Below are 13653 nucleotides of genomic sequence, written 5' to 3' on the forward strand. Positions count from 1 at the left end.
AGGCAATGAGGACTATTCCTCATTGCCTTTTAGTTTTTCTTCGCTAATTTAATGATTTCATTCACAACGAGCGGAATGATACTTAATAAGAGAACAAATCCCCAATCTCGCAGCGTTAATGCATGCACACCGAATATATTTGCAAGGGGCGGAATGGAGATGATACAAACTTGCATAAGAACACCGATAAGAAGGGAGAAGACTAAATATTTATTTGTAAAAATCCCAATTGAAAAAATTGATTTCGTTCTTGAACGCAAGTTAAATGAATGAACGAGCTGAGAAAAACTAAGAACGACAAATGCCATCGTTTGAGCGTGTAATAGAGCATCCTCATCAATTCGCTCTGGGAAAAGAGGGAATAAATTTGTATCTCCAGTATAGAACTTTGCTCCGGCGATAAAGGCTATTAGCGTTAAAAGTCCAATGACAACCCCATTGAAAATAAGGAAAGGAACGCTACCGCTAAATAAGCTTTCTTTCGCATGTCGTGGTTTTTCCTTCATCACATCAGGATCTTCAGGATCCACCCCAAGTGATAATGCAGGCAGCGTATCTGTAATTAAATTTACCCACAAAATGTGAATAGGTCGTAGTGGTGTTGCCCAGCCGAGTAAAATGGCTAAAAATAAAGTGATAATTTCTCCGAAGTTACAAGAGAGTAGGAAGAGAATTGATTTTTTTATGTTACGATAAATGTTTCTACCTTCCTCAACAGCTTTCACGATAGATGAGAAATTATCATCTGTTAATACGACATCCGCTGCCCCTTTTGCAACGTCTGTTCCTGTAATGCCCATCGCTACGCCAACATCTGCTTGTTTTAAAGATGGAGCGTCATTGACGCCATCACCAGTCATAGAAACGATATTGCCTTTTGCACGTAATGCTTTTACGATCTTTACTTTATGTTCTGGAGAGACTCTAGCGAATACATGTAAGTGATCAATTTTGCTTGCTAGTTCTGTATCTGAAATGTTATCTAATTCAGTTCCAATCATAATTTCACATATGTCTTCAGCAATGCCAAGTTCTTTGGCAATGGCGAAGGCGGTATCTTTATGGTCACCAGTAATCATAACTGTGCGAATACCGGCTTTTTTACATTCTGTAATGGAATCTTTTACTTCAGTTCGCGGTGGATCAATCATACCGACAAGACCAATAAAGATGAGGTTTTCTTCGAGATGATCTATATCCACATTGCTTGAATTGTATTGTTTAAATGCGAATGAAAGTACTCTTAAAGCTTCTCGGGACATTGCCCTGGCAGCTTCTAATATTTGATTTTTATCAGCCTCTGTTAGAACTTCGATTTTACCGTTTTTCAATATGTGGGTACACCGAGGTAAGAGCTTATCGATAGCACCTTTCGTCATGCTATAGTAGCTTTCATCGTATGTATGTACAGTTGACATCATTTTACGATCTGAATCGAAAGGTAGCTCATTAATACGTTCATGTATTTTTTCTAAATAATCTTTTTGCATATTAAAAGTGCTTCCGGCAACGAGAAGAGCAATTTCAGTCGGGTCTCCCGTTTGTGATTCATTGTTGTAAGACGCATCGTTACATAGCACCATATTTTCTAACAATAGACGTTGCACATCATTATTTACATTTAAATTTTCTAATTGATCGTATGTGTTATCACTATAAAAGTGAGTAACGGTCATTTTATTTTGTGTTAACGTACCTGTTTTATCTGAACAAATAATTGTGACAGAACCGAGAGCTTCGACAGCTGGTAGTTTCCGAATGATAACATTTTGTTTAATCATACGCTGCACACCAATTGCAAGAACGATGGAAACGATAGCTGGCAAACCTTCTGGAATAGCTGCAACGGCTAAACTAATAGCAGTCATAAACATTTCTAGTGTATCTCGTCTTTGTAAAAAGCCGATGAGAAACATAACGATACAAATCGCTACAGCAACAAAGCCTAAATACTTTCCGACTTGTGCTAAGCTTTTTTGAAGTGGTGTCATATCATCGTCTGCTTCATGCAACAGGGTAGCAATCTTACCAATTTGTGAGTTCATTCCAGTTTCAACAGCAACACCGACGCCTCTTCCGTATGTTACAAGGGTAGACATGAAGGCCATGTTTTTTTGATCACCGAGTGGTACTTGTTCATCACTTTGCATGGAAGGGTGGTAGATTGCATCTTTATCAACAGGGACAGATTCACCAGTTAGAGCAGATTCTTCAACTTTTAAATTTGCGGTTTCGATAAGGCGTAAATCGCATGGGATATATCGTCCGGCGTCGAGCATAACGATATCACCTGGAACGACGTGCTCAGATGGAATTTCTTTTAGTTCACCATCTCGCTTGACGATAGCTTTAGGTGTCGCCATCTTTTTCAATGCCTCTAAAGCTTGTTCTGCTTTCGATTCTTGGACGACACCGATAACAGCATTTAAAACTACAACGAGTGCAATAATACTTGCATCAGCCCATTCACCTACAAAGGCTGAAATAAGAGCAGCAATAATAAGGACATATACGAGGACGTCATTAATTTGGGCGAAAATACGTTGCCATAAAGTGCGTTTTTGTTTTGTAGCTAATTCATTAGAACCGTATTGCTTTAAACGTTCACTTGCAATTTCTTCTGTTAAACCGTGTTGTTCATTTGTTTCTAAGTCGATTAATGTTTGATCTTTCGTCTTACTGTACCAATTGCTCATAAGTAAGCACCTCCAGTAAAAACAGTTAGCAATGGTAGTGTTGCTATTATTTGTGAGTAGTATGTATGGAGAAAAAATCTAAGGTGAGGTTCTACTTCTATTGTACAATATTTTACAGTTGCTTGAGGGAAAGAGAAGAGTTGTCATGAATTTGTTGGAAATAAAAAAGAGCCTCATAAACGAGGCTTTTTACTTTTTAATTAATGTACCTAATTCTTCTGTAATAGCTTGCATTTCACTAATGCTGAATGTTTCACGTTTCATAACATGCTCATAAATGTCACGTAAGTCTTCGTACATTTCTTCATTAAAGCTAGCAGCTCTCATCGCTCCAGCATTAACCATACGTAATTTTTCTTTAATAGCTTCGACCATATATTCAACGTTTTCTTCTGACTTTACGGATAAATCCACCGAAGTGTCCCCCTTTAAAATAACATAAGGCTATCTTAACATTTTTTATCATTTTCGTTAATGAATCTTTTCAATCCTATTAAATTAGTAGGGATTTCCTTTATATTTAATAATTGGTTGTTTATACTATAAGTATATATAAAGAAATGCACCAAGAAAGGAAGAAACAAAAATATGGTTCAAGTATTGTTTGTTTGTCTTGGGAACATTTGCCGTTCTCCAATGGCAGAAGCGATTTTTCGAGATCTTGTCGTAAAAAAGGGACTCGAAGAGAAAATTGTCATTGATTCTGCAGGAACTGGAGATTGGCATGTTGGCCATCCGCCACATAAAGGAACACAAAAAATTTTAAAAGAAAATGCAGTCACTTTTGAAGGAATTAAAGCAAGGCAAGTAGAAAAAGAAGACTTAACAAAGTTTGATTATATTATTGCCATGGACAACAAGAATATAGCAGATTTAAAAAGTTTAGGTAAAACTGGAGGCTATATTGGTAGGCTGTCCGATTTTGTTCCAGACGGTGGCTGGACAGACGTTCCCGACCCTTACTATACAGGGAATTTCCAAGAAGTATATGACCTTGTAACAGAAGGGTGTGCAAAGCTATTAGCTTTCATTCGAAAAGAACAAGGAATATGAGGAAGCTTAGAAAGAAATACTTTCTAACATAAGAAATGAAAGGGTGAAGGAATATGGCAAAGAAAAATAATATTGCTCGAAACATTGCGATTGGTGTAGCTGCAGGTGTAGCTGTATCTATGTTGAAGAAAGAAAACCGTGAAAAAGTAAAAAATACTGCAGAAAAAGCAAAAACAAAGATGATTGAAATTGGTGAAAATGCAAAGATCAAAGAAAAAGTGCAAACTGTTACAGATAAAGGACGCGAACTTGCTGATTTAAATGTAGTGAAAGCAAAAGTAGCAGAAATTAAAAAATTGACGCCGTCTGTTGTAGAGACGTTAAAAGAAACGAAAGAAATTTTTAGTAAGAAAAAGGTTGAGCCAGCAGAGAAGCCAGAAACGATTGAAATTCAAGCTGTTTCTCCAAAGGTAGATGAGCTGAAGGCAGAAGAAGAGCCGGTAGTTGCTGAAGATGGCGGTATGAAAGAAGCGCGTGAACTATTTATGAAAGACTCCAATGTAGAGGAAAAAAAAACTGAAGCGTACATTGAGTTGAAGCAAGATAAAGAAGAGAAGAAAAGCGTTTAACCATATATGAGAAAAATTTTAGAAAAGGTGAGAAGAAATCGTACTTATTCGTTTGGTAAAGATTTATATGACCGAACGATGCGCGATGATGTAGCGGGCTTGGCAGCACAGCTCGCTTATTTCTTCTTGCTTGCGATTTTTCCTGGGCTTGTTTTCTTAATTACGCTTCTTGGATTCATTGACCTTCAAACAGAAAGTGTGCTCAACTTATTAGAACCGTACGTACCCGAAGATGCAATGTCTTTAATTGAAGTAAACGTTGATAAAGTTGTAAATGAGCAAAATGGTGGTTTATTATCATTTGGTTTATTATCAATGCTATGGTTTGCTTCAAATGGTGTAAATGCGGTGATGAATGCTTTTAACCGTGCGTATGATGTAACGGAAACACGTTCTTTTATTAAAACGAGAGCTTTATCAATTGTGTTTACGTTAGCGATTATTTTTATGATTGTGTTTGCGCTAATTGTTCCAGTGTTTGGACAAGTCATTGGGGCAGCTGTATTTAAAGCAATTGGTTTATCGGATAGCTTTTCTTACGTGTGGAGTATTACGCGTTTAGTAGCGAGTTTCTTCGTGTTATTTGCATTGTTTAGTTTTTTATATACATTTGCACCAGATCGAAAATTAAAAAGAAGAGAAGTCATTTCAGGAGCAACATTTGCTACTGTAGGATGGATTGTGGTATCGTACTCATTTGCTTATTATGTAGATAAGTTTGCGAATTACGCCAATACATATGGTGGTCTCGGTGGTATTATTATTTTAATGTTATGGTTTTACTTAACTGGATGGGTAATTTTACTTGGCGGCGAAATTAATGGTTTACTCCATCATTATAGGACGGGTGACAATAATTCCCGTAATGAAAAGTGAGCTCTTGTTCCATAATAAAAAGGAACAGGGGGGATATTTCATGAGTAATAATAAAAAGAATCACAACAATAAAAATAACAATAAGCAAAAGAGCAGTTCGCATCCAAAGCATAAAACGAGTGGTAGTGCGAACGGTCATAATAGCTACCATTAGAAAAAACGGGTCCTCTATGAGGGACCCGTTTTATTTGTTTCCTTTTAATAATCGTAAGCCATTCAAAATAACAAGAATCGTACTTCCTTCATGCCCGATAACACCGAATGGAAGAGCTAAAAATTGTAAGAAGTTTGAACAAATGAGCATTGCAATTACAGCTAGTGAAAAGATTACGTTTTGCTTTACAATACGGTTCATTCGCTTTGATAAACGGATTGCTTGTGAAAGTCGAGATAACTCGTTCTTCATAAGTACAACGTCTGCCGTTTCTAAAGCTACATCTGTTCCTTCTCCCATCGCTACACCAATGCTAGCAGTAGCGAGTGCAGGGGCATCATTTATACCATCTCCGACCATTGCTACTGTCCCGTATTTTTCTTTTAGCTTTTTAATCGTTTCAACTTTTGTTTCTGGTAAGCATGATGCGTAATATTCCTTTATATTACTTTCAGAGGCAATAGCTTTTGCTGTTTCTTCATTATCTCCAGTAATCATAATGGCCTCGACACCGATGCTTTGTAATTCGCGAATAGCAGCTATTGTCTCTTGGCGAAGAGTATCTTTTAAAGCGATAAGTCCAAGGATGCCATCCTCATCACTAATATAAACCACAGTTTTACCTTCTTTTTCAAGTGAGGCAGAAATACCATTATGAAATGTCTTTGTTTCTTCACCGATAAAATCAGCTTTACCTATTTTATAAGCTTTGTTTTCGAATATTCCTTTTAGCCCAAAACCAGTTACATCTTCAACGTTTTCTGGTTTTTTTAATGTAATGTCATACGCATGTTTGGCATATTTCACAATAGATTCAGCTAAAGGATGTGTAGAGTGACTTTCAATTGCTGCTGTAATAGAAAGTACTTCTTTTTCTGTCATATTTTCTCGAACATATACATCTGTTACAGTAGGTTTTCCTTCTGTTAATGTTCCTGTTTTATCAAAGGCAATAGCTTTTACTGAAGCGAGACGTTCTAAATGTATGCCACCTTTAAAGAGAATTCCGTTTCTTGCGCCGTTAGAAATAGCAGATAACGTTGCTGGTGTAATGGCAGCAACGAGTGCACAAGGAGATGCGACTACAAGTAAAATCATAGCGCGATAAAACGTTTCATTCCAGCTCCAATCCAGCAAGAAATGAGGGACGAACATCATAAGCGCAACAACGAGTAGTACACCTTTTACATATGTTCCTTCAAACTTTTCGATGAATAGTTGTGATGGTGATTTTTCACTCTGTGCACTTTGAACGAGACGGATAATCTTTTGGAATAATGTTTGATCGCTCGGCTTCGTAATTGTAACTTCGATAGCACCGCGTAAATTTACAGTACCAGCAAATACTTCATCACCATATTTTTTTTCATTTGGAATGGGTTCACCAGTAATCGCTGCCTCATCGATATTTGTTTCACCGCTATGAATTGTACCGTCAGCAGGAACGCGCTCACCTGGTTTAATTAGAATAATGTCGTTAATTTGTAATCGTCCAACAGGAACACGTTCCTCAGTTCCGTTTGAAATACGTAATGCTTCTTCAGGTTGTAGATCAAGAAGCGCTGAAATTTCTTTTTGACTTTTACTTAATGTATAAGATTCCATCGCACCGCTTAGTGCGAAGATAAAGATTAAAATCGCGCCTTCTGCCCAGTAGCCAATGATTGCAGCGCCGATAGCAGCAAAGAGCATAAGCATTTCGACATTTAGCTCTTTCTCCTCAATTGTATCTTCAATACCTTCTTTTGCTTTTGCATATCCACCAACTATATAAGCAAGGATATAGCAAGTAATGCCTACATTCATTACATCGTTCTTTGTGAATAACCAACCAGCTAAAATGAAAATACCAGATGCGATTGCAAATATAAGTTCATAATGTTTCTTTAATGTATCCCATAAAGAGGGATGAGAAATAGACTTTTGTACTTGTAATGTTTTTACTTCTGAGTTCATTACTACTCGCTCCTTCCAAATTCTTATTGAGAAAAAGAATCAAAATCGAAACCCCTATAAAACGACGAAAGCTGCCATCCATAATGGATAGCAGCATTTCTGTTGAAACTGATTTTAATAGTTATTATGTTGTAATTATTCTATAGTATAGCATATGTTTTCGTTAGATGATATATTTTTGTTTGTTTAGAAACTGAAAACTTGTGTTTTCTCAATTCCTTTGGTATATATGAATACTGTTCATAAAAAGATCGGAAAGGAAGACAACAAGTGAAGACAGAGAAATTTTTTACCCATCCGATTGGCGTATTTATTGCTGCAATAGTAGCAACTTTTTTATGGGGAAGCGCATTTCCTTTTATTAAATTAAGTTATGCTGAACTTGGAATTCAGCCACAAGAAGTTGGAGAGCAAATATTATTTGCTGGCTATCGTTTCTTTTTATCTGGGGTTATGCTTTTATTCTTCTTTAAAGCGTTAGGAAAAGATATGAGCTTCAAAAAAGGAACGGGGAAGCAGTTAGTACAAATTGGCTTATTTCAAACATTTCTTCAATATATATGTTTTTATATTGGGATGAGTTATAGCTCTGGTATTGAAGGAGCTATCATTTCAGGAACATCATCATTCTTTCAAATTTTACTCGCGCACTTCTTATATAAAGACGATGCGCTCAATATGAGAAAAATAATTGGAGTCTCTATCGGATTTTGTGGTGTCGTTTTAGTAAATGTACCGAGTGATGGTAGTTTGTCATTCCATTTCGGAATCGGTAGTTTATTACTTCTGAGTGCAGCAATGTTGTACTCGTATGGGAATATATTGGCGAAAGAAGGTAGTAAAACATTAGATGTTGGCTATATGACAGCATACCAAATGATTTTTGGTTCTATCGGGCTATTATGTATAGGGGCTTTGCAAGTTGGAGTTATGCCATTTACATTCAGTGTACATGCAATACTTATGCTGATTTACTTATCTTTCTTATCCGCAGCAGGATTTTGCATTTGGAATACAATTATGAAGTACAACAAGGTTGGAAAAGTATCAATGTATATGTTCTTTATACCTGTATTTGGTGTGTTATTATCGAGCATGATTTTAGGAGAAGCAATTCATTCATTTGTACTATTCGGTTTAGCATGTGTAGCCGCGGGAATTATCGTCGTGAATCGGACGCCAGCTAAGCAAAAAATAGAGCAAGAAAAACAAGTAGCATAGAAAGAGAAGACGATTACAAAAGAAGAACAGTACAGTTCTTCTTTTTTTAAATAGAAAAAGGATAATAGACTAGGTGTAACGAAAAAAGATACAAAAAGCATTTATTGGGGAGAACATGTTATGAATCTACTTTATATGGTATTAATTGGACAAATCATTCTTTTTTTAATTGGTGCAATGTACGCAATAGGGCAGACGAAAAAAACAAGAAATAACATGCCGTTACCTTTAGCGGTGCGTCTTATTCTTAGTTTTTCGTTAACAGCAAGTGCAATTTGGATATGGTTACAAGATCCATCAGTAGATTATAGTACGTGGGTTGCACTAGGTATGACGTTATCAACTGTAGGGGATTTATTTATGGCAGGTTTAATTCCAATTGGTCACAGGCTAATTGGAGGGATGATTACTTTCGCGCTTGCGCATTGTTTTTATGTAAAAGCATTTTTGCAAACAGGCATTTCATGGAATGGTTTTTGGATTGGTTTACTTGTATACGGACTCTTTCTCATTATAGGATGGTTCTTCTTTATTCGAAATGAGAAACAGGATAAATTGTTTACGATAGGAGCGCTAATTTACGGATTGTGGGTTGGAGGCATGGCTTGCTTTGCGTTCGCCTTATACTATGAGAATACAGGAATATGGTGGATACCAGCTTTTGGTGGCTTACTATTTGTCATTTCTGATTTTATTATTGGCGTGACAGATATTGGAGGACGCAAATTAAAGTATGAACCACTTTGGATTTGGTTTACATATGTAGCGGCTCAAATGTGTATTGTATATGTGGGAATATAAAAAGATACTCTTCGAATAGTGGATAGACTATTTGAAGAGTATCTTTTTTGTTACTATGCTACAATGTTTTTTTGTTGTAGAGCAGAAAGGCTGTATTCATCTGCTGCTTTATAACCTTGGGATAATAAATCATTGATGTAAAGCTTGTTGTAAATAAAGCAGAAGACTAAGTTAGAGAATCCGAATGTAAACATACTAGCGACTAAAATAATTAAAAACCATTTCCAGTCTCCACGGAATATAGCAGGGAAGAAACCAAAGAAAAATACAGTCCAACTAAAACCAATTTTTGCTTGTTTAATTTGACCGGTATTTTCATTTTTAAGCATAACTTTCATAGAAAAAGTCCTCCTAAGTAACTAAAAATATAATGATAAATGCAAGATATAGTATATCAAAATAATACATTATTGAATATTATTATTTATATTTTTGTAATATTAGAATTGTATAATTCAGAATTTTGTGGAAAATAGACGGTTGAAGTCTTTATAATAAAAGTAAAAAGACGATGAGATGGTGGAATGATGCAAAAGAAAAAACGTTTGCGTGAATTCTTTGGAACAATTGCAATTGCTTGTTTGCTCGTGTTTTTGGTGAAAATTTTCGTGTTTTTTCCTACGACTGTAAAAGGGGCGTCTATGAAGCCAACGTTACAAGATGGGGATAAGGTGATTGTGAATAAGTTGGCAAAGCAATTTGAAAGTTATGGGAGAGAAGATATTATTGTTGTAAAGACAGATAATTTTTATGTGAAAAGGGTTATTGGTTTGCCTGGCGATGTTATTGAGGTGAGAAATGATCAATTATATGTGAATCATGAAGTGATAGAGGAAGCGTATTTGTATAGTAATAAAAAACAAGCTGAAAAAAAACTTATGAATTTAACGGAGGACTTTGGACCGATTACAGTTCCTAAAAATAAGATTTTTGTTATGGGAGATAATCGCTTAATAAGCAGAGATAGTAGAAATGGTTTAGGACTCATTGATAAAGCGGATGTATTAGGAGAATTAGCGGCAATTTATTATCCATTCGAACATATGAAAATAATGAATTAAAGTAAAAAACCAAGCAAATTTCAGTTTGCTTGGTTTTTATCCCGCTTTAATGGGCAGTAAGACCCCCCTCAAAATTCAGCGAAAGCAAGGAAGTTAGGTGGGGGATCAACTGCCCATAAAAGTCCGATTGGTTCAACTAATAATCAGTGGGGGATGAAGCTCCCCCACTGATTAAAGTTTCACTTTATGTTAAATCGTAGGAGACTCATTAAATTCATAGACGTCTTCATTGTTTTTGTTCGTACTTAAAACGAATTTGTGCTGCAATAGTTGCAGTTTAAAGAATGCTAACGGATCGTGATAAGTTTCTGGATTGCTTCTTAACGTTGCTAATGTTTGCTCGTCTTCCTGTATTTCAAGTTGAGCGGCTTCTACATTTTGTTTCAATATGCTAAGTGGATCTTTAAAGAACATCATGATATCTCGTTCTAATGCGCCTTCAAATACTTCAAATTGAAGGAAGAATTGTTTTGAGATTGTTTGAGCAATTTCCGTATAATCTTCCGTTTCAATGTATTGTTTATATTTGTTTGCAAGCATAGATTGATTTTTTTGCATGTTACCAAACAGTTTTCCTGCACTCTTTAAGAAAAATTGTGTTGGTGTAAAGCGTAATAAAATATTGATGTTCGATACTGTAATTCTATTTGTCATACGTACAACATCTCGATGCCAATCATCTAGTAATTTGAAATCGCAAGGAAGTTTCATACGTTCTTCTTTATATAATTTATTAAACGTTTCACTCATTTCATCTAAATAAGATTGAGCCTGAATAAATTCATTATGTGCTGTTTCAATCCACTCTTGAATAAACCCAGTAAATTTAGGAAGAAGTACCTGTTGTACATGTTTTTGAATTCGTTCGTTCATCGCAGTATTTAATTCTTCATGAACTAATTTGAAATCACTATCTTCTTGAACAAGGTCAGAGCAGCTCTGTAATAATTCAGGAATTTGAGAATGGATATCTCGTGTGATTTCTTCTTTTGTTAAAAGATAAGATTCTGTAATAGAACGAATTTTATCTTTTTCAAGAGCAGTAAGATTGTTAATAAATCCGTTTAGTTTTACTGAGATATGTTTATTCCAACGTACTGATTTGACTAATGTATTTTCTAATTCCACACGTTCATTTACAAGGTATGCGATTGTCTTTTGAGTAAACCATATTAGTTTTTCGATACGTTCTTGTTCTATATCTCGTTCTGCTAGATTAGAAAGAATAGACTCTGTCACGTCCCCAAGTTGCTGGCTCCCCTCTTGTGAAGGAGAGTATGGGAAGAACTGCGCATTTGGGAAATGGACTTTCATCTTACTCATTAGTTTTTCATTCGTATCCGCACTATTTGTGTGTAATACGAAATGAATTTGTAAGTTTGGTACTTGTTCACGTAAATAAAGTAATATATCAAGTTCTTCACCATGTAACGATGAAGCAGAATTTAATACGTAAATAAGGCTATCTGCGGCTTGTAAGTATTCAAAATATGAGCTGTTTTTATCCACTTGTCCTTGAACAGATGGTGTAACAAGAAATGCAAATTTATTCTTTCTCAAAAATCTACTTGGTAATTTAATTTCTATACATTTGTTCTCAAGTTCTGATTGTTCAGGTGTAGCCATTATTTGATGGAATTCATCAAAGTTCGGTATATTGTGCACATCTAACGCAGTGAATTCTGTTATTTCAGTTTGGCTATCATCTTTAAATAGAATAGGAGTTGTTATAGTTTCAGTTAAGATGTTTTCTCCTAATATTGAATTGACGAATGATAATTTATCATGGTCACTAGTTCCCGCAATTAGTAATTTTGTAACATTTAAATCACATAGTTCATGAACGAGTAACGTAAATTGATGACTTAAATCTACATCATTTTTTTCAGCCCATACAGCAATTGTTTCGAATAAATGAGAAACAGTTTCCATATTTATATTTGTTTCAGCTGTTGAATTAGAGAGTAGGGCTCCCGCACTTTTTACGAGTAATGACTCTAAAGTTGTAGGTGAAACTTCATTCCACGCTAACACTGCAGCAGAGACGAATAGGGCGTCTTTTGCTCTCGTTAAACTAAACCAATTTGTTAATAAGTCAGGTACAAGTCCTTGCATTTCATGCATGAAATGTTCACCAGTAATTAATTCAAAGTACGTATCTTGATAGCGTTCAACAATTTCATGCCAATCGTCATTGTTGTCTGTCTCAATATGTAAGAATAAATGATTGATTGTTTGAATCCAAGGTAGATGTGATTTTTCATTTTGATAGCTGTTCCAAAGAGCGATAACAAGTTCCTTAAATTGGACTTGATCAATTGCATATAAAGCTTTTAAAGATTCATAGAAATATTCTGGTTTGATTTGTTTCGTAAATCCTTGATTCACATAATTAATTAAAGTATCGAACCAATGTAATGATTTTGTTCGAATTCCTTCTTGAACGGCAAGTTCGATGGCGTTATTCCAATCTTCTTGTTTTTCATAGAACGAGCGAGCAATTGAAGTAATATTTGGATAGTCAGGTTGAAATGCAACAGCTTCACTAATCGTCTTAAATGCTAGACCTAAACGATCTTGTTCGATATAAAGAGAAAGAAGTTGTAAGGAAACTTCCATTGTAAGAGTTGTATCTTCCGTTTGGATAGATTGATACATTTCTTCTGCTTTTGGTAAGAATCCTAGTTCAAAATAAGCATCTGCAATATTTTTGGTTGCCCAAAGTGCAAGCTCATTATTTACTTTCTCCCATTTAAATATCGCTGCTTCAAAGTCTTTATTTTGGTAATACAATTCACCTTGAGCAAAGCGAATATTAGAAATGTTGGAGAATTCATTTGTAGATTCATTTATATATGCTTCACCGAGTACTTCTGATACTGGAGTAGAAGTTTCTTCTGTTAAAAATGTTTTATAGTAAACCTTTTGGATAAATTGATTTTCAATGGTCATGTTCGTTCCCCCTGTATAATTTAGAAAAATGATGTTGTATGTAAAGGGTGCATGTTCTTTTAATAGGTAGAAGTTGCATTATATCGACCAAACTATGTTTTTGCTAGGTATATCATTTTTCCTGAGAGTTAAACCGTTGCGAAAAGTAACTTTCCTTTATTGTAACAAAAAAACAAGCATATGAATTTTTATTTTTTAATCCCGGTATTTGTGGATAGTAAGATTAGCCCTTCAAGAAGAGATAGATATAAGGGAAGAAGGCGGGAGTCTAGCACATGATTGATGTGCACTAAGAATGAGCGAGGTCACTGATT

At 35.4% G+C, this 13653-nt stretch carries 11 protein-coding genes; 6 read left to right on the forward strand and 5 right to left on the reverse strand.

What is annotated here, in order from left to right; translation table 11 throughout:
- Positions 1 to 29: 29 nt before the first annotated feature.
- Positions 30 to 2696: a cation-translocating P-type ATPase gene (locus tag RTP99_RS18705; protein ID WP_000073702.1), complete on the reverse strand. Its 2667-nt coding sequence runs from the start codon at positions 2694 to 2696 to the stop codon at positions 30 to 32.
- Between the two features lie 189 nt (positions 2697 to 2885).
- Positions 2886 to 3110, reverse strand: a complete 225-nt coding sequence (locus tag RTP99_RS18710; RefSeq protein WP_000366197.1) for a DUF1128 domain-containing protein — start codon at positions 3108 to 3110, stop codon at positions 2886 to 2888.
- A 174-nt stretch (positions 3111 to 3284) separates the two neighbouring features.
- Between RTP99_RS18710 and RTP99_RS18715 the strand changes: the two genes are divergently transcribed.
- The 3 genes from RTP99_RS18715 to RTP99_RS18725 are packed head-to-tail and all read left to right on the forward strand — an operon-like array spanning position 3285 to position 5194.
- Positions 3285 to 3749, forward strand: a complete 465-nt coding sequence (locus tag RTP99_RS18715; RefSeq protein ID WP_000250914.1) for a low molecular weight protein-tyrosine-phosphatase — start codon at positions 3285 to 3287, stop codon at positions 3747 to 3749.
- A 53-nt stretch (positions 3750 to 3802) separates the two neighbouring features.
- Positions 3803 to 4318: a DUF4075 domain-containing protein gene (locus tag RTP99_RS18720; protein WP_001085393.1), complete on the forward strand. Its 516-nt coding sequence runs from the start codon at positions 3803 to 3805 to the stop codon at positions 4316 to 4318.
- A gap of 6 nt (positions 4319 to 4324) precedes the next feature.
- A complete protein-coding gene (locus RTP99_RS18725) occupies positions 4325 to 5194 on the forward strand; it encodes a YihY/virulence factor BrkB family protein (RefSeq protein WP_001226530.1) in 870 nt (289 codons plus the stop codon).
- Positions 5195 to 5378: 184 nt separating this feature from the next.
- Here the strand turns inward: RTP99_RS18725 and RTP99_RS18730 are convergent, their stop codons facing one another.
- Positions 5379 to 7304: a heavy metal translocating P-type ATPase gene (locus tag RTP99_RS18730; protein WP_001083785.1), complete on the reverse strand. Its 1926-nt coding sequence runs from the start codon at positions 7302 to 7304 to the stop codon at positions 5379 to 5381.
- A gap of 270 nt (positions 7305 to 7574) precedes the next feature.
- Between RTP99_RS18730 and RTP99_RS18735 the strand changes: the two genes are divergently transcribed.
- Together RTP99_RS18735 and RTP99_RS18740 are read left to right on the forward strand one after the other, a co-directional pair.
- Positions 7575 to 8525 (forward strand): DMT family transporter, encoded by a 951-nt coding sequence (locus tag RTP99_RS18735; protein WP_000845690.1) that lies wholly within the window; start codon positions 7575 to 7577, stop codon positions 8523 to 8525.
- Positions 8526 to 8645: 120 nt separating this feature from the next.
- Complete coding sequence (locus RTP99_RS18740; protein ID WP_001051060.1) at positions 8646 to 9326, forward strand: lysoplasmalogenase; 681 nt, start codon at positions 8646 to 8648, stop codon at positions 9324 to 9326.
- 53 nt (positions 9327 to 9379) lie between these two features.
- Here the strand turns inward: RTP99_RS18740 and RTP99_RS18745 are convergent, their stop codons facing one another.
- The gene (locus RTP99_RS18745) at positions 9380 to 9664 is read right to left on the reverse strand and encodes a hypothetical protein (RefSeq protein WP_000867043.1); all 285 of its coding nucleotides are present in this window, start codon (positions 9662 to 9664) and stop codon (positions 9380 to 9382) included.
- A gap of 186 nt (positions 9665 to 9850) precedes the next feature.
- Between RTP99_RS18745 and lepB the strand changes: the two genes are divergently transcribed.
- Positions 9851 to 10387, forward strand: a complete 537-nt coding sequence (gene lepB, locus RTP99_RS18750) for a signal peptidase I (protein ID WP_011039965.1) — start codon at positions 9851 to 9853, stop codon at positions 10385 to 10387.
- A 189-nt stretch (positions 10388 to 10576) separates the two neighbouring features.
- Here lepB and RTP99_RS18755 read toward each other — a convergent pair whose 3' ends face one another.
- Complete coding sequence (locus tag RTP99_RS18755) at positions 10577 to 13339, reverse strand: tetratricopeptide repeat protein (protein ID WP_000151448.1); 2763 nt, start codon at positions 13337 to 13339, stop codon at positions 10577 to 10579.
- Between the last annotated feature and the right edge of the window lie 314 nt (positions 13340 to 13653).

Origin of the sequence: Bacillus sp. (in: firmicutes) (genome assembly GCF_031983925.1) — a bacterium.
Lineage (GTDB): Bacteria > Bacillota > Bacilli > Bacillales > Bacillaceae_G > Bacillus_A > Bacillus_A pacificus.

Coding starts and splice junctions, on each gene's coding strand:
- RTP99_RS18745 (WP_000867043.1), bottom strand. CDS start 9,664: ATGAAAGTTATGCTTAAAAATGAAAATACCGGTCAAATTAAACAAGCA.
- RTP99_RS18755 (WP_000151448.1), bottom strand. CDS start 13,339: ATGACCATTGAAAATCAATTTATCCAAAAGGTTTACTATAAAACATTT.
- RTP99_RS18725 (WP_001226530.1), top strand. CDS start 4,325: ATGAGAAAAATTTTAGAAAAGGTGAGAAGAAATCGTACTTATTCGTTT.
- RTP99_RS18730 (WP_001083785.1), bottom strand. CDS start 7,304: ATGAACTCAGAAGTAAAAACATTACAAGTACAAAAGTCTATTTCTCAT.
- RTP99_RS18715 (WP_000250914.1), top strand. CDS start 3,285: ATGGTTCAAGTATTGTTTGTTTGTCTTGGGAACATTTGCCGTTCTCCA.
- RTP99_RS18740 (WP_001051060.1), top strand. CDS start 8,646: ATGAATCTACTTTATATGGTATTAATTGGACAAATCATTCTTTTTTTA.
- lepB (WP_011039965.1), top strand. CDS start 9,851: ATGATGCAAAAGAAAAAACGTTTGCGTGAATTCTTTGGAACAATTGCA.
- RTP99_RS18705 (WP_000073702.1), bottom strand. CDS start 2,696: ATGAGCAATTGGTACAGTAAGACGAAAGATCAAACATTAATCGACTTA.
- RTP99_RS18720 (WP_001085393.1), top strand. CDS start 3,803: ATGGCAAAGAAAAATAATATTGCTCGAAACATTGCGATTGGTGTAGCT.